The following is a 21696-nucleotide window of genomic DNA, read 5'->3' as shown; positions in this document are numbered from 1 at the left end:
TAAATAAATCAAAAACATTAATTATAAATAACCAAACATGAAATATAATAGCAATTGCTATTATAACATTGTTACCACACATTTAAGATAATTTGAACTCTAAAACAAAATGCATACTTCTGACTTTAGCAATTTCTGTAGTTGGATTGTTGGTTTTCAATAGCTATAAAGCATATTATTGGTATAGTATTGTTCCTGAATTGGAATATTCCAAAATAATATTCGGAATTGGAATTCTAAGTTTTGGATTATTTTATTTCGCAAAAAAGTGGGGAAATGGCTTGACCAAAATTATGTTTGTAGCATTTGGAATTTGCTTGATTCTAAACCTATACTTAATTGTTGAATATTATAAGACTTTACAAACTCAAAATCGACTTTCCGAATACTACGAATTGGAAACCTGTAAAAAAATGGAAAATCGATTTGCTACCGACTTAAAAAAAAGAGAGATAAAATACTTTCATTTTGGTTTAGGTTCAATAATAGGAATGGAAAATGTTATGAAATCAAATTATAATATAGAATACTATTCAATGGGTTGCCTTTTACGTTCAGAGATGGAATGTTATAATAAATTAGTTGATGAATACTTAAAAGAAAATTATAATAAGTCTATATCCGATATTCATAAAGAAATAGGACTTGAATAAAAACGTGTGGTAACAACACCTATGCGATAATGCGGTTTATGGCATAATCGAAAAGTCATTGCTTATTTGGTTTGTCGCCAAAGTATTAAACATAAAAATAATTCAAAATTCTTGTCATATTTTTAGAGTTCTTGTCACTAAGGTTAATAGAGACAGATAAAATATCAAATGCAAAATCAAGACCAACTAATTTTTAATCAAATTCTGGAAGATAATAAAGATACGATTTACAGAATTTGTCGTATTTATGCCGTTTCGCCAATTGAACCACAGGATCTTTTTCAGGAAGTAATAATCCATATTTGGAAGTCTTATTCAACTTTTAAAGGTAAATCTAACATTAGTACATGGATTTATAAAATTTCACTAAACGTTTGCTCTCGTTCTAAAATGAAATTTGATAGAAGCAATGATAAGCTAGTTCAATTTGAATCTATACAATTTTTATTAACCGAAAATATTCCTGATAATAATCAACAAGAAAAGTATCGAGTACTACACGATTGCATTTCTACATTAAATGAAAGTGACAAGGCTATTATTATTCTGTATTTAGACGAATTACCTTACAAAGAAATAGCGACGATTACTGGTTTGACTGAAAACCATATTGCTGTTAAAATGAAAAGAATAAGGAAGCTGTTATTTAATTGTATAACTCCTAAAATAAATTAAAATGTTAGAACAAGAATTAAAAGAAATTTGGAAAAATTCATCTGAAACTGAAAGAATAAAATTCGATTTATCAAAACTAATGATAGAATTAAATGACAAGATAAACAGGTTTGAAAGAGCTTTTCGTAGAAGAGATAGAGAAGAGCTTATTACGGCAATAATTAGTATTCCTATTTTCGGATATATTGCGTATCTAATTCCATTTCCGATTACCAAAATTGGGGTTGTTTTGGCTATGATTGGCTTTATCTGGGGTATTTTTGAACGTAGGAATCACCGAAAGCAGAAGGCTCCAGTTAATCTTATATTATCCTTTCAGGAACAGCTTAAAAATCAAAAAAACAATATACATCGAGAGGTCAAACGATATGATACTGTATTATATTGGTTTCTTATACCCAATTTTATACCGTATACAATATCAATTATAGGCTTAGGTGACCCTACGGAGTATGGTTTATCAAATACTATTCTTAACCAGTTATTACCCATTTCGTTTATTTATAAAATAGGTTCTCTGGTTTTTGCAGTAGTTATCTTTATAGCCATATTCTGGGCATACAAACGTGTAATTAGAAAGCAGTTTAAACCACTCATTGAAGATATTGATAAAGTGATGCATCAATTAGAGCATGAGAATTAAATGTAGATATGGGAAATATTGATAAACTATGTTTTGGATAAATTAGAAAACACTACCGCTAACAACATGCAATAAAATATAGCTAGTAAATGGTAAACCCAAAAGTTCTCTCCTATTTATTGAGACCATCAAACCTTTTTAGATTACTCGTTAGGGAAATGTGAAATAAATTTGATTAAGTGCAGAATCGAAAGTTTATTGATTTCTACCGCCCTACTATACTAAACGTTAGTAAACATTCTATGAAATTCAAACTCCGGAGTATAATTTACATCTTGATTTTAGGAACATTCTTTGGCTGCCAAAATAACCAAAATATTCTGGGCAATTATTCTGTTTGTGAAAATGGAGAATATACAGAAGTTTACTTTAAAAAAGACTCAATGAGAATTGCGGCGGACAACGATTGGGTCAAATTGTCTAAATGGAGAAAAGTCGAAATTAAAAACGATACTCTTTACTTCGAAACATTCGGAGAATGGAGAGATTCTTTGAAAGCTGAAATAAAATATGTTGGAGTGAATACAATCGAATTGCGTATCTCGAAAAGTGGTGAGAACCATAACCTGATACCTATTGACGAAAATCTGAACTTTGAAAAACCAAAAGAATTCTGGAACGGATTTTATAATCGACAGCATCTCAAAAATTGTGAATGAGACTAATAAAAATGTTGGCTAACACCAAGTATATACTATATCAGGCTTTGGTGTTTTATCAGAAAGCATACAATAAGTGCTTTGATAGTAATAATTGGAGCACCTGCAATCGGAATCACATATTTTATGTTGCATACTATAAAGTCATACTACTACTAAGATTCTAATCCAAAGTAATAATCTTCTCATACACCTCAACTCTTACATAAATAGAGAAGATGCATTTCCGTTTTAAGCACAAAAAAAGGGATTACCAAAAAATAATCCCTCTCATAGATTTAAAAAACAAATGCCCAAAATTTGTTATATCTCTATTACTTACGAATTGCATAACTAGAAGCCTTAGGAAGTTCTCTTAAAAAATTTACAATAGTCTTAAAATTCAACCCAAAAGTGGAATAAAAATGATTCATGATTGTGTGATTTAAGGTTAATTAACTCTAATATAACAAGTTATTAACAACAAACCAAATTATTTGTTCATTTAATGTTAATAATTTGTTGAAAACAATTAAAAATCTGTTATATTACACAATTTATTCATATTTATAAATAATTAACACGTAGAAACCTACTTTTATTGTTAATAACTTTGTTAACAACTCTCTCAACCCTTATTTATCAACAACTTAGACATCAAACAGTTATCCAAAAAAGTACAAAAATATAAGACCATCTAAGCACCAAAGGGTCAAAAGATCGATATTCTATGATTGTAAGTTAAAAGTGAGTTCACCATTTGTAACTATTGTTTTATTTAAATTGCATACATGAAATAAGCCATTGTTATTTGGTAATAATACCCAAATGACTATTGTGATTTTATATTGATCTACATGTACACATGTATGATCCTAAAACACTTAATACCAATAGATGAAAACCGCCACTGTAAAAGAGCTAAAAACCGAATTAACAGATCGTTCGCATCAGGAGCTTATAGAACTATGTCTTCGTCTATCACGATTTAAAAAAGAAAATAAAGAACTACTTACCTATTTATTATTCGAATCAACCAATGAAGAAGATTATATCATAAGTATACAGAGGGAAATTGATGAGCAATTCGAAATGATTAACACTACATCATATTATTATATTAAAAAAAGTATTCGAAAAATTCTACGAACTATAAAGAAGTACATTCGGTACTCAAAAAACAAAGAAACCGAAATAGAATTGCTTCTTTATTTTTGCGAAAAATTAAAAAATTTCACCCCTTCTATACAAAACAATACTGTTATCAAAAACATGTATCATCGCGAAACATCTGCTATCAAAAAAAAGATTACTGTATTACACGAAGATTTACAATACGATTACAAATTAGAATTACAAAAACTATATTTTTAAGTAATTACATAATATACAACCATTTATATTACCTAATTATGGCCACCTAAGAATAATCGAGAATTGATAAATTAATTATTTTATACCTATATTAGCAATAAACACTTAAAAATCATGTTAACAAGTAAAGTAAAAAACATCTTGATGATGATCATTTAGATATTTGGCGTTATCTTTGATTTTTATTAACTAATTTAAATTTCAACAATGAACAAAGGAACAGTAAAATTTTTCAACGATGCCAAAGGATTTGGATTCATCACTGAAGAAGATTCTAACAAAGAACATTTCGTACACATCTCTGGACTAATCGATGAAATTAGAGAAGGTGATGCAGTAGAATTTGATTTACAAGAAGGCAAAAAAGGATTAAACGCAGTAAATGTAAAAGTAATTTAATATATACTACTTAATTTTTTAAAGCACTACAACCTGTCAAAAATGACAGGTTTTTTTTTATTTATATCAAAACCAAAGTCCAGGTTTGAGCACTTGCACCAGATATAAGCTCATCTTCTCATTTTAAAAAAATAAAAACAAACATAGCTAAAGCAAAAACAAACTGTAAATCAATCTAATATATATATCAAAATCCCTTTTTTTTGTTTAACCTTAAGTAATAATTCCTAATTAAAAATCGTTTTTTCGGGCTTTATATATCTAATGTTTTAACAATTGTTCGTAGCTTTAAGGGGCTTAAAACATAAACGCTATGCACAAATAGGTTAACCAAAGAATCTAAAAACGCCTATTAAATGTAGCATTAGACTCTTATGGACACACTAATTTTCTATCAAATCTTAATTTTTCTTTTTCAAGGATTTGTTGTTGCCTTCCTAATATTATTACTGTTTCGTTTACGAACGATAATAGGCTTGGGAGTGCTATTCGCTTCTTTGGGATTGTTTCAATTTGTACAGGTTTTTATGGCCAGTACGCTCTATTTTAAAATATCTGATGCCATTGTAGTTTCTCCTGGTTCATCTGTTTTATTTTCTGCTACACTTTTTGCAATACTTTTAATATACATTAAAGAGGATGCAATTACTGCTCGAAAACTAATCTATGCATTAGTTATAGCTAATATTATATTATGCTTTCTTCTACTAGCTTTTAGAATGAATATGGAAGGAGCCTATAGTTATAACCCTTTTGAAATTTCTACAGATTTCTTCTACACTAATGTATTGGTATTATTTGTCGGAACAGGAGTACTTTATCTAGATGCAATATTGATCATATTTCTATACGAGTTTATCTCAAAACACACCTCTAGCCTACTCCTTAGAGTAATGTTCACCATGGTATTAGTCCTCAGTTTTGATGCTGTCTTTTTTACATTAGGTTCATTTTGGTATTTTGAAAACATACCAAAACTTCTGTTTTCAGGTTTGTTATCAAAGGGATTTATGGCTGTTTTCTATAGTATTATATTTACTATATATCTAAAATATTTTGAAAAAGAAGCCTACCATGTTAACTATCATGCTTTTAAAGACATTTTTCATTCCTTAACATACAAGCAAAAATACGAAGTAGCCGAAAAAGCAGTTCAATTCACCAAAGGTAGGTACCAAACTTTGACCAACCTTATACCGGTAGGCGTATTCATGACCCAAAGTGATGGAAAAACCATATTTGTAAATCCCAAATGGTGCTCCATCTCTGGACTATCACAAGAAGAAGCTTTAAATGATGGCTGGCTTAATGCAGTGCACCCAGAGGATAGAAAAAAACTAAAACAAGGATGGTATGCAGCTACAGATAAAAGGAAAACCTCTGATGCCGAGTACAGATTTCTTAAACCCGATGGCTCTGTTACCTGGGTATTAGGTCGAGCGATACCAGAGTATAATGATAAACATCAAATTATTGGGTATGTTGGCACCCTTACAGATATTACAGATATCAAACTATATGAAATTGAATTAAGTCGATTAAAAGAAAAAGCCGAAGAGAGTGATCGACTTAAATCTGCTTTTCTTGCAAATATGAGCCATGAAATAAGAACCCCTATGAATGGTATTCTTGGTCTTGCAGAACTCTTAAACGAACCAAAACTAACTGGTGACGAACAACAACTTTATTTAGACCTTATTAAAGAAAGCGGAGCACGTATGCTTAATATTATCAGAGATATTATCGACATCTCTAGAATAGCTGCAGATCAAGTTAAAGTCTATATCGAAGAAGTTGATATCAACAAACAAACCAAGCATCTATTTAACCTCTTTAAGCCACTAACAGATAAAAAAGATATAGTACTATCGTTATCAAATGATTTACCAACAGAAGATGCAATCATAAAAACCGATAAAGAAAAATTTAATGCCATTCTTTCTAACTTGATAAAAAATGCTATTAAGTATACCAATGAAGGAGGAATCGAATTTGGATATCTAAAAGATGAAGAGGTTCTTCAATTTTATGTAAAAGATACTGGTATGGGAATCGCTAAAGACCGTCAAAAAGCTATTTTCGAACGATTTGTTCAGGCAGACCTTGAAGATCGCTATGCCCTTGAAGGTGCCGGCATTGGATTATCAATTGCCAAAGCTTATGTTGAAATGCTAACAGGAAAAATTTGGTTAGAAAGTAAAAAAGGAAAAGGATCTACATTCTATTTTACTATTCCGTACATCAAAGCATCTCAAACAACAGTTTAATTAATAGAATTCAAAAACAATACATTTCTGAACATATATGAGTACTGAAGCTCTTTTATTTGGCTTTACAGAATCGTTTTAAGCGATAAAAGATGAGTGAAGGATTAGACAAAAGCCTTACAGCTAATTATTAAATCTTGTATCACAAATACATCACACCTCAACTCTAGTAATTTTAGCTCCTATTGCTCTAAGGCGTTCATCAATATTCTCATATCCACGATCAATTTGTTCGATATTATGAATAGTCGACATTCCTTTGGCGCTTAATGCAGCAATTAATAAAGATATTCCTGCTCTAATATCAGGAGATACCATTGTAGTCGCTTTTAATGTAGATTGAAAATCATGACCTATAATTGTAGCTCTATGTGGGTCGCATAATATAATCTTAGCTCCCATATCAATAAGTTTATCAACAAAAAACAAACGACTCTCAAACATCTTTTGATGAACCATTACTTCTCCTCTGGCTTGAGTAGCAATAACCAGAACTATACTCAATAAATCGGGTGTAAATCCAGGCCAAGGTGCATCGGCAATAGTCATAAATGAACCATCAATATAACTTTCAATCTGATATCCATCAGTATGTGCAGGAATATAAATATCATCCCCTACCCGCTCTAATGTAATACCTAATTTTCTAAACGTGTTTGGAATCAATCCCAGGTTCTCCCAGCTTACATTCTTAATAGTGATCTCACTTTTTGTCATTGCAGCCAATCCTATCCATGATCCAATCTCAATCATATCAGGAAGTACACGGTGTTCACATCCTCCTAGATTTTTAACTCCATCAATTACCAATAAATTAGAGCCAACACCAGAGATTTTTGCTCCCATAGCATTAAGCATCTTACATAATTGTTGTAAATAAGGTTCACAAGCTGCGTTATAGATTGTAGTTGTTCCTTTAGCAAGTACAGCTGCCATTACAATATTTGCAGTACCGGTTACCGAAGCTTCATCAAGCAACATATACGTACCTGTTAAACCTTCTGGTGCCTCGACACCATAAAAACGTTCTTCTTTATTATATCTAAATTCTGCACCAAGATTAATAAATCCTTCAAAATGGGTATCCAAACGTCTTCTTCCAATTTTATCACCTCCCGGACGCGGAATATACCCTTTACCAAACCTTGCTAATAAGGGTCCAACAATCATAATAGATCCCCTAAGACCACTTCCTTCTTTCTTAAACTGTTCACTCTCCATATATTCTAAATTGAGTTCATCACTCTTAAAAGAATATTTCCCTTTTCCTAATTTTTGGACTTTTACACCCAAATTCCTAAGAATATCTATTAATTTATTTACATCTCGTATATCAGGAATATTAGATATTATAACTTCTTCTGGTGTCAATAATACTGCGCAAAGAATTTGTAAGGCTTCATTTTTGGCGCCCTGAGGCGTGATTTCCCCTTTGAGCTGATGCCCTCCTTCTATCTGAAAAGTACCCATGTAATCGTTAGTTCGTTAGCGGTTAGTAATTTGGTAGTTGATTAATTTTAATAGCGTTTTTTACCACGGTTGCTTCGGTAATTCTTTTTACCACTATTATTACTATTTGTTGTAGTATGTTTTTTCTTTTTTCCTCTCATCAAGTTTGAAGAATCTGTAAGATTTTCATCACTTCCTTTAAGATCTATTTTACCATCACTTAGTTCAAAAAGATGATTAAATATTGCACTATCCTCTACTGTATCTTTATTCCAGTTCAGATAGCACTTTTTCATATGATTTGCAATTGTTAAAGTAAGTGCATTTTTCAAATCGCCATCTTCCCAACTATTTGCAACATCAATCATTCGTTTAATATTGTTTCCATAAAAACGATATTTTGGAAAATTCTGAGGGTATTCAAGAGGTTCTGGTCTTTCCTGTAATTTTTCTTTAGTCAACACAGGAAAAGGAGTATCCACATCTAATTTAAAATCACTCATTATAAATAACTGATCCCATAACTTATGCTGAAACTCTGGTACATCTCGTAAATGCGGCTGCAAATTACCCATTACTGCTATAATAGACTTAGCAACCTTATTACGTTCTTCACGATCTTCGATAGCAACCGTATGGTTTATCATTTTCTGCATATGACGACCATATTCTGGAATGATGAGCTTTTCGCGCTCAGTATTGTATTCTATATTATATATATCCATAAAATGTATGTGAAAATTGTGTAGAGATAGCCTAAAAAATCAATATGTAAAGTGTTGTGAATATAAGTCTTTGAAAACTATTTATAAGTAATTATGTATAACCTCTTTAGATTCAGTTTGACAATTGATTACTTTTCGGACTATTCTATAATTTGTTTCGCAAAATACTAAAATAAAATAAGTAAGCTACTGTCATTACTATATTTTATTTATTAATCAATGGTATTTAACAAAGAAAAACAGGTATTAAACGCATCTCAAGTTTTATACTTACCCGAGAATTTGTCATTCTAACACTTTATAGTATCTTTTTTTAAGTGGTTACTATAACGAAATTACCCCCTCTACTTTTTCAGCAACTTCTTTATATTTATTAATCACCTGATCAGGGTTTTTCATTCTAACATTGATAGACACACTGGTATACTTAGCATTTTTAGATTGTTTTGTATGAATTACCGCACCCAGATTATCAAAAATTACTTCGATTTGTTCAATCTTTTCAGCATTTGTAGGTACAATAAACTTATATAAATATGAAGTTGGCCAAAGTGATGTGTTTGCCAGTTGTTCTTTTAATTTTTTATAAAACTCTTCAGGGTCTTTCATAGTATCATTTATCAAATCAAAATTTAGACCAAAGATACATTTATGATTTATAAAAACGAAGTTACCTATAAACTCCTTTTACTTTTTTAAGAAGAAAAATTGCTTTTTACCATAGCAGTATATTGTGCTATCGTATCAATATCTATTCCTTTACCAATAGCATCAACTGTATTTATATTATCTATATGTTTTTTAATAAGGTATCGCGCGCCAAAATCTGCTTGTAATTGCGATAATTCATAGAAGTACTTAGAAGGAATAATTGCAGGAACCCCAATACCAAAGCCCAAATCTGTGGCGATAATGGCACTTGGTTCTTCGCTAAACTTAGTAATTAACGAATTAAAATGAGTTGTATCTAATAATGGTTGATCTACCAATGAAATCAAAACTCCATCATACGGTAATTTGTCCTGTTGTATTGCCATAACCCCAGAACGTATTGTAGATCCCATTCCTGATTGCCATTTTGTATTTCTGAGTATTGTAACAGGAAAATGACAAATTTCTTTATATATAGTGTCATAATGTGCTCCCAAAACCACATAGATTGCTGTTTTTTGTACTAATAATGCCTTTTGTATTGCATGGCCAATTAATGTAGTGTTATTCCACGGCAATACTTGTTTTGGTTCTCCCATTCTACTCGAGGAACCTGCTGCAAGGATAAGTTGTGCTATTTTAGGTTTTGGTAGAAATGACATTTATTTTTTTCCTTTTAGGATCATCGTGAATCGCTCCTTTTTTCTCTTGTAATGGTATCGGGTTTTGGCCTCTAATCACAGATAATATTTCGGCAATTATAGAAATTGCGATTTCCTGAGGAGTTTCTGCTCCCAGATTTAAACCTGCAGGGCCATGAACAGTATCCAAAAATTTATCTGTAACCTCGGGAAAATACTCTATAAAAGCAGACAATAATTTTTCTCTGCGTTGTGCTGGTCCTAATAATCCAATATACGTCGGTTTGGTTTCTTTTAACGCTTGGAGATATAATAAATCTTTAGCAAAATTATGAGACATTAAAACAATAGCTGTCTGATCATCTATATGATCCATACTTAAATCTTCTGGAGCACTATGTATCACTTCTTTGGCTCCGGGAAAATCTTCTAATCTCTTAAGATGTTGTGGAGAGCCAACAATAGCTACTTCCCATCCAGTAGCCGATGCTAACTGACATAATTGTACAGCATCATGTTCTGTACCTATAATTATCAACCTGAAACAAGGTTGTATTTCCCTTATAAAATCATCTAAGCTATTATCTGGTTCAATTTCATGCGAAAAAGAGAGTGCCTGGCCTCCTTTAAATTGAACAATCGATCCCATTATAGAAGTTACCTCATCCATTTTAGAATACCAGGAGGTAATCTCAAATGGCACTCGGGATTTTAAATGTTTCTGTATGGCCTCGATCCCAATATAGCTAATATCAAAAGTCTCAATCAAAATATATAGTAATCCTTCACACCCTAATCTATATTTACCATCATAAGTCATCATTTTTGATTCTCCGGATGCAAATACAGATTGTGATTGTCGTAGTACTTCTTTTTCAACACATCCTCCACTTACAGCACCTGTCATTTTTCCATTTTGAAGAATTAGCATACCAACCCCTGGTCTTCTATAAGAAGACCCTTCTACATCTACTACAGTAGCCATAACAGCAGGTATTCCCTGCTGTTTGGCTTTATGATAAGACTCTATTATTTCTTTGAATTCGTGTGTCATAAGCGTACTATCCCAATGGCGCTTTGGAGTTCATATTTTTAATAAAAGGTTGCTTATATAATCGTATTCCTTTTGCAGCCTTAATTGCATTTGCTACAGCAGCTCCTGCAGGAGGCAATGTAGGTTCTCCTAATCCTGTTGGAGCAATATCACTTTCTACAAAATGTGTTTCGACCACAGGAGTTTCATTAATACGAATTAAACGATATGTATCAAAATTCTTGTCTTGCGGCACCCCATCTTTAAATGAAAAATCACCATACATCGCATGACCTACTCCATCAATAACTCCTCCTTCAATCTGGTTTTTAGCCCCTAGCGGGTTCACAACGATTCCACAATCTACCACGCAAGTAACTTTTTTAACTACAGGAATATCATTCTCTAATACTACATCTGCTACCTCTGCTACATGGGTATTATGGCAATAATATGCACTAAACCCCTGATAAGTTCCTTCTTTTGCTTTTCCCCATCCTGATTTATCTACAGCCACTTGTATTACTTTCTCTAATCGTTCTGGTGAATACTGGATTCTATCGTCTGTGGTTCCTTTTACTTTCTGTAGTAAGTCCAAACGAAGTTGAATACGATCAATTTCTAATAGTTCGGCCAATTCATCAAAGAAGCTTTGTTCTGCAAAAGACAAGAAATTAGTATACGGGGCTCTCCACGCTCCTGTTGTAATTTCACTATTGTAATTAGCGACATCTACCTGATAATTTTCAATAGCTCCAGCTGGAAAAAAATTAGGGATCAACCCATACATATTCGAATTTACAGAAGCTTCCTTAAGATGATATCCACTAATTTTACCATCTTTAATTGATGCACTGATTTTATATTTTATTGCCGGACGATATATCCCTGCAGACATATCATCTTCTCTAGAATATACTACTTTGACAGGTTTTTGGGCAATTTTTGATATTTCTGCTGCTTCCAAAGCAAAATCCCCATAGAGTCGTCTTCCAAAACCACCTCCCATTCTGGTCATTTCTACAGAGACATCTTCTGGGTCGCGTTCTAACAAACTGGCAACCCTACGCGCTGTACCTGCCGGTGTTTGTATAGGCCCCACTAAACGAATTTTTTCTGGAGTAACATCTGCAAAGAAATTCATAGGCTCCATACAATTATGGGGTAAGAACGGAGATTCATAAGTTCTCTCGATCACCTGATCTGCCTGAGCAAATGCTTTTTTAACATCCCCATCGGAACGTAGTGTGTTAAATTCTTTACCATTAAGAAGACCTATCAATATTTTATCATGATCTTCTGTATTTTCTAATTTTGAATCTGAAGTCCAATTAGCTTTCAATGCTTTTTTTCCTTTCATTGCGGTCCAGGTATCTTTTGCTAAGACTGCAATTTTATCCCCAAACTTAACCACATCATGCACTCCTGAAATTGCTCTAACAGCAGTATCATCAAAATCAATCAACATTTTACCAAAAGCAGGAGGTCTTAATACCGAAGCATATACCATTCCGTCTTCTTTATAATCCATTCCGTAAAGAGACTTTCCGGTAATAATCTTATCAACATCTACATTAGGAATATCTTTTCCTATGATTTTAAAATCTTTAGGGTCTTTTAATGTTATATTTTCTGGTACTTCGAGGGCTGCTGCTTCTTTAACGACTTCTCCATATCCAAGTGTATCGCCATTGGCATTTATAATTACACCATTTTCTGTTTTACATTCTGAAGCATCTACTCCCCATTTGGCTGCTGCTGCATTAACTAACATCTGTCTGGCTGTAGCTCCTGTTTGGCGTAGTGGTTCCCACCCTTGTCTAAGAGACTGGCTTCCTCCAGCTACTTGTCTTGTAAAGTTTTTGGTATCCAATGCACCTTGAGCTACATGAACATTATCCCATGACACATCAAGTTCTTCTGCAATAAGCATTGGCATAGAAGTCTTAACCCCCTGCCCTATTTCTGGATTTGGAGAGAAGATAGTTACCATTCCATTATCAGCTATCTTGATAAAGGCATTAAAATCATTAAAGTTTAATTGAGAAATATCAATAGGTATATCAACAGGTGGTGTTGCTTCAGGTTTACATGCCTGAAATAAATTAAACCCAATTAACATTCCGCCACCAGCCAATGCCGATGTTTTTATAAATGACCTTCTACCGAATGAAGGTGATGCATTATTTTTCATACGTTTAAAATTTAAATGGGTTAACTCATTTTACTGGCAGCAACTTCTACAGCTTCTTCTATTCTGTTGTAAGATGCACATCTACATATATTACCGCTCATTGCATCCCTGATTTCTGATTTATTCGGGTTTGCATTTTGTTTTAAGAAAGCAGCGGCAGACATCATTTGTCCCGCCTGGCAATACCCGCATTGTGGTACATCTACTTCTTTCCAGGCTTGTTGAACGGGATGTGAGGCATCTTCAGATAAGCCTTCGATCGTAGTAATTTCCATATTTTCTACCATAGAAACCTGAAGCAAGCAGCTTCTATTAGCAGAACCGTCTACATGTATAGTACATGCACCGCATTGACCTATACCACAGCCAAATTTGGTGCCAACCATATCAAGGTGATCTCTTAATATCCATAAAAGAGGAGTATCCTGATCCGCCTCAACACTGTGAGATTGACCATTAATTTTTAAATTATAAACAGGCATGAGTATTAATTTTTAAGATTTGTATTTAACTAGTCTAAATAAAGCAAATGCATATCAATTGCTATTGAAGTTACTAAAAATTCACTTCGTTGATCCAACTTTAACAGATCATTACAAATTATTATGATTCCTGAGAATCATTTTATATACATAATATTCACTTCTTATTAATGTCGTATATATACTATATCATTCTATATATAAAATTCAGCATATCAAAATCCATCCGTTTTCGATTTAGCATTTACGAACTGTATTTTATAGCACGATATGGAGTAACCTAATTAATTTTGTTTTCTACACTTCTCGTTTTTCTTATTTTAAAAACTAATAAATAATATAATAAAGCAAATACTGCTGTCCAGAAAATAAAGATTACACAATGGGCCAAAATAGTAGCTTCGTATCTTGTATGTAATCGTTTTAGCATAAAGTAAAACAAACAACTAGTAATTATTGTATTTATAGCGTTTACAGATATTTTTTCAATCATACCTTTCTGTTTCAATCGAGCCTTTCTCTTTAAAGAAATATAGATACCAGAAAGTATCAAGATTGAAATAAAAAGTCCAAAAATGAACCAAATTATTTTAGTTGTTATCCCTCCCCAATACCCGAAGTGCAAAGGATCTACAATATCATTAATCCACATAATAGTAGTACTGGTTGCGGCGTTTTGTATATGTTCTATTTTATAATTATATGGATTGATATACACACGGTTTGCTCTTTGCCTAACTAATGGAACATTACTATTTCCCATTAAATATATTGTTTCGGTAGAATCAATAGCAGGAGAAATATTTTTTACTTTAAGATGAGGAATAGCTTCTTCTGCAATCTTAACTGCCTTATCATAATCTATATTAAAAGGAAACGAACTCTTCTCCTCTTTTTGATAATTAAGAATATCTAATTTTATATGTTTAGGGTTTACCATTGGTTTAATACCCGCAATATTTGCACGTTCTGCAAAATACCAGCTACTAATGATCACAATAAGAAAAATAAAAGGAATAGTCCATAAACCAACTACCCTATGTAAGCTTCTACTAAATTTATTTGACCCTTTTTTTATATCAAGTGTAAAAAGCTTTTTCCACCAGGATTTATAAAAATAAAGAGCAGAAATTACCGAAACAAGCATGAGAAATCCAAAAAGTAAGACAATGTAATTTCCTATCTGAAAAGGTATAAAGAGATAATAATGTAAATCCCTTAGATAAAGTTGAGCCATAAGACTAGTTTCTCCCTGAATCTCTCCTGTATAAGGGTTTGCAAATACAAACGAAAGCTTATTATCCTCTTCTTTATACAACAAATCACATAGGTAAGGCTCATCATGTCGTATCCAATAGGTGATTTTAGCTTTTGGATATGTCCTCGCAAAATTATTTGAAATAACATTTCTTGAAACAAAAGTTGATTGTGGTGTAGCTCTATAATTTGATTGAATTAACCAATCTAACTCATGACTAATAGTAGAGATTGTTCCAGAAAAACAAATTATAAAAAAGAGTATGCCTAATTGATTACCAATCCACCCATGTATTAAAAACAACTTCTTTTTCACTTTTTTCTAATTCTTAAGTACATACTATATTACACGTTCTAATGCCTTCTATCATTAAAGTAAAACAATCATGCTCTCTACATAAAATCTTTTTGCTGAATGACTTGATTATTCCTTCAAATTGAATATCCATTTCGACATCCTGTTAAAAACTCAATATTTGCATTTCATCGAGGTGTAGATGTTATTGAGAGAAAATAACGATCGATTTTATCCCAATACATGTAAAATATAATTTTATCTATTTGATTTTAGCAACTACCATACTATACATCAAATTGTTTCTGTTTGTTAGAATATAAAAACTTTAAACAACTTCTTTTCAAAATCCTTTTATAATTACGAAATTTGCACCAAAATTATTCCTTTGACAAAGAAAAGAATTGTAATTACCGGAGCACCCGGAACAGGGAAAACCTCGGTTATCCATAAACTTGAAGAAGCAAAATTTTTCTGTTTTCATGAGATTATACGAAGTATGACTAAAGAAGCTTTAAAAAGTGATGATTCTAAAGTTATTGTTTCTAATCCCATAATTTCTGTTTCTGATCCTTATCAATTTAATACACAAATCCTTAACGGAAGGGTCGATCAATTTAAAGATGCCATATCCCAAAAAGAAGATCTCACATTTTATGATAGAGGCATACCAGATGTTTTGGCCTATATGAACTATTTTGACCAGCCCTATAGCGATGATTTTATAAATGCTTGTAAAAAGCATATGTATGATCAGGTATTTCTACTACCACCATGGGAAGATATTTATGTATCCGACAATGAACGCTATGAGAGTTTTGAACAAGCAGAAGAAATTCATCATCATCTGTTAGAAATTTATAATCAATTAGGTTATGATTGTTTTGAAGTACCTTTTGGAACTGTACAGGAACGTTATGATTTTATCCTCAAAAACATAAAATAATTTGCTAAAGTCTCCTCTTAAAATATTACAGCAGTATTGGAAACACGATAGCTTTAAGCCATTACAAGAAGAGATTATAGCTTCGGTATTGGAAGGAGAAGATACTTTTGCATTGCTACCCACAGGTGGAGGAAAATCAATTTGTTTCCAGGTGCCTGCTTTAATAATGGAAGGTATCTGCATTGTTATTTCGCCATTAATTGCATTAATGCAAGATCAGGTACTGCATCTTCAGCAAAAAAATATAAAAGCAATTGCTCTACCTAGCGGTATTAAATATTCAGAATTAGATACTTTGCTTGATAATTGTATTTATGGCAATTATAAATTCCTATACCTTTCGCCAGAACGTCTTCAGCAAGACATTGTGCAAGAGCGATTAAAGCAAATGAATATTAATCTTATTGCAGTAGATGAGGCTCATTGTATTTCACAATGGGGAAATGATTTTAGGCCATCTTACAAAAAAATAGAAGTACTAAGAAAAATACATCCTTCTGTACCTGTAATTGCATTAACCGCTTCTGCCACCAAAGAAGTAGTAGATGATATTGTACTAGAACTGGATCTTTTTCAACCCAAAATATTTAAACAATCATTTTTTAGACCTAATCTGGGATACAGGGTAGAAAATGTAGTCGATAAAAATCATAAACTCACTCAGATTTTAGATAAATACCCGGGAACATCTATCGTTTATGTACGAAATAGAAAATCTGCGGTTGAATTAAGTGATTTTCTTAATGCAAGTGGATATTTGGCAACATACTATCATGGTGGTGTGGATGCGCAAGAAAAAACTAAACGTTTTAACCAATGGTTAAAAGAAGAAATTAGAGTAATGGTTGCTACAAATGCCTTTGGAATGGGAATCGATAAACCCAATGTGCGGACAGTGATTCATTATACAACCCCAGAAAGTATAGAAAGTTATTTTCAGGAAGCGGGAAGAGCAGGTCGTGATGGCAAGCAATCTTTTGCCTATCTTTTAAAAAACACAAATGATAATCAAAGATTACACAATCAATTTATAAAAGTATTACCCGATGTAGATGAAGTAAAACTAGTATATCGAAGACTGTGTAACTATTTTCAAATATCATATGGTGAAGGTGAGCAAACTGTTCATAATTTTGAATTCAATACGTTTTGTAAAACTTATGAGTTAAATACGCTCATTGCCTACAATACGTTACAATTTTTGGATCGCTGTGGTGTAATTAGGTTTACGCAACGATTTACCAAAAAAAGTAGTGTTTATATTCTTACGACGGGAAATCATCTTTTAGAATTTCTAGAAAATAACATAGAGTATCAACTAATTACCAAAGCTATTCTTAGAACTTACGGCGGTATCTTTGATGAAAAAGTGACAATTAATCTGCCTTTGATTGCTTCAAAAGTAGGGAAACCCGAAGCAGAAATAGTTAATGTATTAAATAAACTACAAGAAGCCGAATTACTAGAGTTTATATACAAAATTTCTGATGCAGAAATTATTTTCTTATTACCAAGAGAAGATGACCATACAATCAATCGCATTAAACACCATCTAATAAAACAAAATACTTCAAAAACAAAGAAGGTAGAAGCGATATTAAGATTTACAGGAAATAATACTGAATGCAAAAGCAGGCAATTACTTCATTATTTTGGAGAAAAAGATACTACAGATTGTGGTATCTGTAGTTTTTGCATCACTAAAAAAAGTAATTCCACTTCAGCAGATCTCTATAAAATACAAGAAGATATTATAAGACTTTTAGAAAGAAAAAACTTATCTTCAAGAGATTTACTGACACAGTTAGCATATCCCGAAAAATTAGCATTACGAGTATTGCGGGAAATGAACGAACACCAAATTATAAGGATTAATCACGATAACCACTATCAATTAGTACAAAAATAATGAGAGACTTACGAATCCTGTTTATGGGGACACCGGATTTTGCTGTTGAGACCTTAAAAACAATAATAGAAAACAAGTATACTGTAGTTGGTGTTATTACTGCCCCCGATAAACCGGCGGGAAGAGGTAGAAAACTTAAAGCATCTGCTGTTAAAGAATATGCGTTATCCAAAAATCTAAACGTTCTTCAACCAACAAATCTAAAAGATGAGCATTTTATTGAAGAGTTAAAAGCTTTGGGTGCTAATCTTAATATCGTCGTTGCATTTAGAATGCTTCCGGAAATAGTTTGGAGTATGCCCGAATATGGAACTTTTAATTTACACGCATCTCTTCTTCCTGATTATAGAGGTGCAGCACCGATTAACTGGGCTGTTATTAATGGAGAGCAAAAAACAGGAATTACTACTTTTTTTATTGATGAAAAAATAGATACCGGTCATCTTATTTTTCAGAAAGAAGTTGAAATAAAAAATGATGATACCGCAGGAGTACTACATGATAAACTAATGGAAAAAGGTGCCGATCTGGTATTAGAGACTATACAAGCAATAGAAAATGATTCGGTAACGGTAAGCCCACAACCAAAAGACAGTGCTTTTAAAACAGCATATAAACTAAATCGTGAGAATACCAGAATTAATTGGGAAGAGGACATATATACTATTCATAATCTGATTAGAGGATTAAGTCCCTATCCTGCTGCCTGGTGTGAATTGTACAATAAAGGGGGGTCTGAAAAAATAAAAATATACAATGCTCAACCTATTGAAGAGGCTCATACATATGATATAGGTAAAATTATTATCGAAGATTCGACAATCAAGATAGCAGTAAAAAAAGGATACATTATATTGAAAAAACTTCAACTGCCCGGTAAAAAAGCAATGGAGTCAAAAGCATTATTGAATGGTTATGTCTTTTATAGAGATGCAAAAATGTGTTAGCCCCTATGTAATATAGGGTTTAAAAATCTATCTAAAACAACATTGGTTATTAACAATCGCATTGAGTTATCAACAAATCCCTGTATTTACTGGGCCAATCCTTGCATGAATCATAAATCCGTATAAATTTGTAAAGCGTTTAACATAATAGATTGGTTTAACCAACAATTAATTTAAAAACAGAATTATGAACAAAACAGAATTAATCGATGCAATGGCAGCTGACGCTGGAATTACTAAAGCAGCGGCTAAAAAAGCCTTAGAATCTTTCTTAGGAAACGTTGAAGGTACTCTTAAAAAAGGAGGACGTGTTTCTTTAGTAGGATTTGGATCTTGGTCAGTTTCTAGAAGAGCTGCAAGAGAAGGTAGAAATCCACAAACTGGTAAGACTATTAAAATCGCTGCTAAAAACGTTGTTAAGTTTAAGGCTGGTGCTGATTTATCAAGTTCGGTAAACTAATCAGTTCGTTTTCGATATTATTTAAAAGCTCCCAAATTTGGGAGTTTTTTTTATGATTTTTCGGCAAAAAACTCCTAACTACTTTGATTATTAGAAATAATTATTTAGATTTAAGATAAGTTAAATTGTTAGTATGATATCACTACAACCATCAAAAGGACATTTATTAATCGCTGAGCCGTCTATTATAGGAGATGTGTCTTTTAACCGTTCGGTGGTCCTTTTGGCTGATCATAGTGAACAGGGGTCCATTGGCTTTATAATGAACAAACCACTTGAGTATTTTCTTGCTGATCTGGTTCCAGAAATTGAAATAGAGTTTAAGATTTATAATGGTGGACCAGTTGAACAAGATAACCTATACTTTATACATAAAGTTCCCGATTTAATTCCTAACAGTGTAGAAATATCTGGCGGTATTTATTGGGGAGGAGATTTCTCTATTGTCTCCCAGCTTATTGTTGAAGATAAAATCACTCCAAATGAAATCAGGTTTTTCTTAGGATATTCTGGTTGGGATTCTAAGCAACTTAATCAAGAACTTGAAGCCAACTCATGGGTAATTGTAGAAAATAATTACAAAAAGAATATTTTCGGAAAGTCCTGTGATACTTTCTGGAAAGAAAAAATGATAGAACTAGGAGGAGAATATGTCCTTTGGTCTAATGCTCCAGAGAATCCTACATACAATTAATCCCCTAATCTTATCCTGGTATTTAATATTCCTAATAATCTCTTACTTGTTTTAGAAGTATACTCCTTTTTCCTAAACTTGGTAATTGGTAAAATTCCTGTAATTACATTAGTAATAAATAATTCATCTGCTTTTTGTAACTCAAAAGGAGAAATAGAAGCTTCCTCTATTTGATATTCTGGTAATTTCTCAAGAATTCTTATCAACTGAGTTCTTAGTATCCCTTTTAGACACCCATCTGCTATTGGAGGTGTCTTTATTGTATTACCTTTTACAAGAAATAAATTTCCGTTCAAAGCTTCAATAATCATTTTTTCAGAGTTGATTAACAAACAATTATCAAAGCCATTTTCTTTGGCAAAAATTCCACCAAGAACATTAACCAGTTTATTTGTTGATTTTAAAGTAGATAGGATATCTGTATTGATATAATGATCTTTAAAAAGAGTAACTTCATACTTCTGATCAGGAATCGTATAGAAACTGGATTCTAACTTAGAAACCAATATATTGTATTCGATATCGTTAGAAGCGGGCGTATATAGCCCGCCAGAGACTCTATTCACCATTAATTTTATCCTTACCGAAGAATTTGTTAACCCATTTGCAGTGACAAGATCTATGATTTCTTTTTCTAAGAATTCTGGAGTAAATGACATAGGGATTTGCATTCTAAGAATACGCATTGAAGCCATTAATCGAAAATAGTGATCTTCCCAAAATAAAATAGTACCAGAATTAACTCTGATAGTTTCAAATAAAGCGTCTCCATATGCATATCCTCTATTATCAATAGCCAATACTGCTTTATGATCTTCTAGTAAATTTCCGTTGATATTAACCATAAAAAATTCCCATAAATTTTAATGTTTATGGGGTATAGATTTTTATTATAAAAAGAAGAATTATGCTGAGCCTAATACCTGTTTTAGATTCCCTATCATATTATCCCATAACATTTTACTTTCGTCCATTTCATCATCTTCAGAATAATCAGTAACCATAAGAGAAACGTCTTTGGTTATTTCATCAACCTGAATACGCATTTCAAAGAAATAATCATTTCCATCATTTTCATCTTCTACCCATCTAAATTTTATTCGCTCACCACTTTTTTTGCTTAAAAGTTTTGCTTCCTCTTCAGAATCATCCCAGATAAATGTAAACAACTCCCCTCTTGAGTTTACATTATCAGAAAACCACTCTGAGAGACCAGAAGGAGTAGATATATATTGATATAATAGTTGCGGCGACGACTGTACCACAAATTCAAGTTCATATTTTATTTTTTCAGACATATCATTAATTGTTGGTAAGCCAATATATAGATTAATTATCGACTTTAAAAGTACATTGAAAAAAAA

General features: G+C 32.2%; 22 protein-coding genes. 12 read left to right on the top strand and 10 right to left on the bottom strand.

Features of this window, described 5'->3' with window-relative positions; translation table 11 throughout:
• Positions 1-92: 92 nt before the first annotated feature.
• From Z054_RS0105575 to Z054_RS29910, 7 genes are all read left to right on the top strand, one after another.
• The gene (locus Z054_RS0105575) at positions 93-653 is read left to right on the top strand and encodes an FEKKY domain-containing protein (protein ID WP_024769094.1); all 561 of its coding nucleotides are present in this window, start codon (positions 93-95) and stop codon (positions 651-653) included.
• A 168-nt stretch (positions 654-821) separates the two neighbouring features.
• On the top strand, positions 822-1328 hold the full coding sequence (locus Z054_RS0105570; protein WP_024769093.1) for an RNA polymerase sigma factor: 507 nt from the start codon (positions 822-824) through the stop codon (positions 1326-1328).
• Position 1329: 1 nt separating this feature from the next.
• A complete protein-coding gene (locus Z054_RS0105565) occupies positions 1330-1971 on the top strand; it encodes a hypothetical protein (protein ID WP_024769092.1) in 642 nt (213 codons plus the stop codon).
• 383 nt (positions 1972-2354) lie between these two features.
• Positions 2355-2630 (top strand): hypothetical protein, encoded by a 276-nt coding sequence (locus tag Z054_RS0105560; protein ID WP_161635246.1) that lies wholly within the window; start codon positions 2355-2357, stop codon positions 2628-2630.
• An 876-nt stretch (positions 2631-3506) separates the two neighbouring features.
• On the top strand, positions 3507-3983 hold the full coding sequence (locus tag Z054_RS0105555) for a hypothetical protein (protein WP_024769090.1): 477 nt from the start codon (positions 3507-3509) through the stop codon (positions 3981-3983).
• 207 nt (positions 3984-4190) lie between these two features.
• Positions 4191-4382 carry a cold-shock protein gene (locus Z054_RS0105550; protein WP_024769089.1) on the top strand — a complete coding sequence of 64 codons (192 nt, stop codon included), beginning with the start codon at positions 4191-4193 and terminating at the stop codon, positions 4380-4382.
• 374 nt (positions 4383-4756) lie between these two features.
• A complete protein-coding gene (locus Z054_RS29910) occupies positions 4757-6649 on the top strand; it encodes a PAS domain-containing sensor histidine kinase (protein WP_051473680.1) in 1893 nt (630 codons plus the stop codon).
• 153 nt (positions 6650-6802) lie between these two features.
• Here the strand turns inward: Z054_RS29910 and murA are convergent, their stop codons facing one another.
• The 8 genes from murA to Z054_RS0105505 form a co-directional block, all read right to left on the bottom strand.
• Positions 6803-8119 (bottom strand): UDP-N-acetylglucosamine 1-carboxyvinyltransferase, encoded by a 1317-nt coding sequence (murA, locus tag Z054_RS0105540; RefSeq protein WP_024769087.1) that lies wholly within the window; start codon positions 8117-8119, stop codon positions 6803-6805.
• Positions 8120-8166: 47 nt separating this feature from the next.
• Entirely contained in the window at positions 8167-8823 is a 657-nt protein-coding gene (locus tag Z054_RS0105535; RefSeq protein ID WP_024769086.1) for a DUF4290 domain-containing protein, read from the bottom strand.
• Positions 8824-9147: 324 nt separating this feature from the next.
• Entirely contained in the window at positions 9148-9432 is a 285-nt protein-coding gene (locus Z054_RS0105530) for a DUF493 family protein (protein WP_024769085.1), read from the bottom strand.
• A gap of 86 nt (positions 9433-9518) precedes the next feature.
• Positions 9519-10136, bottom strand: coding sequence for a nucleotidyltransferase family protein (locus tag Z054_RS0105525; protein ID WP_024769084.1), 618 nt, complete (start codon positions 10134-10136; stop codon positions 9519-9521).
• Positions 10114-11169, bottom strand: a complete 1056-nt coding sequence (locus tag Z054_RS0105520) for an XdhC family protein (RefSeq protein ID WP_024769083.1) — start codon at positions 11167-11169, stop codon at positions 10114-10116. Before Z054_RS0105520 ends, Z054_RS0105525 begins: the two co-directional genes overlap by 23 nt.
• Before the next feature lie 7 nt (positions 11170-11176).
• Positions 11177-13342 carry a xanthine dehydrogenase family protein molybdopterin-binding subunit gene (locus Z054_RS0105515; RefSeq protein WP_024769082.1) on the bottom strand — a complete coding sequence of 722 codons (2166 nt, stop codon included), beginning with the start codon at positions 13340-13342 and terminating at the stop codon, positions 11177-11179.
• 20 nt (positions 13343-13362) lie between these two features.
• The gene (locus Z054_RS0105510) at positions 13363-13824 is read right to left on the bottom strand and encodes a (2Fe-2S)-binding protein (RefSeq protein ID WP_024769081.1); all 462 of its coding nucleotides are present in this window, start codon (positions 13822-13824) and stop codon (positions 13363-13365) included.
• A 280-nt stretch (positions 13825-14104) separates the two neighbouring features.
• Positions 14105-15397, bottom strand: coding sequence for a PepSY-associated TM helix domain-containing protein (locus Z054_RS0105505; RefSeq protein ID WP_084050119.1), 1293 nt, complete (start codon positions 15395-15397; stop codon positions 14105-14107).
• A 367-nt stretch (positions 15398-15764) separates the two neighbouring features.
• On the opposite strand from Z054_RS0105505, the gene Z054_RS0105500 reads away from it, so the two are divergent.
• The 5 genes from Z054_RS0105500 to Z054_RS0105480 all read left to right on the top strand — a co-directional run bounded on the left by Z054_RS0105500 (position 15765) and on the right by Z054_RS0105480 (position 20332).
• Positions 15765-16322: an AAA family ATPase gene (locus tag Z054_RS0105500; protein ID WP_024769079.1), complete on the top strand. Its 558-nt coding sequence runs from the start codon at positions 15765-15767 to the stop codon at positions 16320-16322.
• Between the two features lies 1 nt (position 16323).
• Positions 16324-18231: a RecQ family ATP-dependent DNA helicase gene (locus tag Z054_RS0105495; protein WP_024769078.1), complete on the top strand. Its 1908-nt coding sequence runs from the start codon at positions 16324-16326 to the stop codon at positions 18229-18231.
• Positions 18231-19178, top strand: a complete 948-nt coding sequence (fmt, locus tag Z054_RS0105490) for a methionyl-tRNA formyltransferase (RefSeq protein WP_024769077.1) — start codon at positions 18231-18233, stop codon at positions 19176-19178. The genes Z054_RS0105495 and fmt overlap by 1 nt, the downstream gene beginning before the upstream one ends.
• Positions 19179-19365: 187 nt before the next feature.
• Entirely contained in the window at positions 19366-19638 is a 273-nt protein-coding gene (locus Z054_RS0105485) for an HU family DNA-binding protein (protein WP_024769076.1), read from the top strand.
• Between the two features lie 133 nt (positions 19639-19771).
• Positions 19772-20332, top strand: a complete 561-nt coding sequence (locus Z054_RS0105480) for a YqgE/AlgH family protein (RefSeq protein ID WP_024769075.1) — start codon at positions 19772-19774, stop codon at positions 20330-20332.
• On the opposite strand, the gene Z054_RS0105475 is transcribed toward Z054_RS0105480, so the two are convergent.
• Together Z054_RS0105475 and Z054_RS0105470 are read right to left on the bottom strand one after the other, a co-directional pair.
• Entirely contained in the window at positions 20329-21177 is an 849-nt protein-coding gene (locus tag Z054_RS0105475; protein WP_024769074.1) for an aminotransferase class IV, read from the bottom strand. The two genes, Z054_RS0105480 and Z054_RS0105475, sit on opposite strands and share 4 nt — an antisense overlap.
• Positions 21178-21237: 60 nt before the next feature.
• The gene (locus Z054_RS0105470; protein WP_024769073.1) at positions 21238-21630 is read right to left on the bottom strand and encodes an START-like domain-containing protein; all 393 of its coding nucleotides are present in this window, start codon (positions 21628-21630) and stop codon (positions 21238-21240) included.
• Positions 21631-21696: the final 66 nt, after the last annotated feature.

It is taken from the genome of Aquimarina macrocephali JAMB N27, assembly GCF_000520995.1.
GTDB lineage: Bacteria > Bacteroidota > Bacteroidia > Flavobacteriales > Flavobacteriaceae > Aquimarina > Aquimarina macrocephali.
Note: the sequence above shows the minus strand (reverse complement) of the source record. Positions and strands in the feature narration are given on the sequence as shown.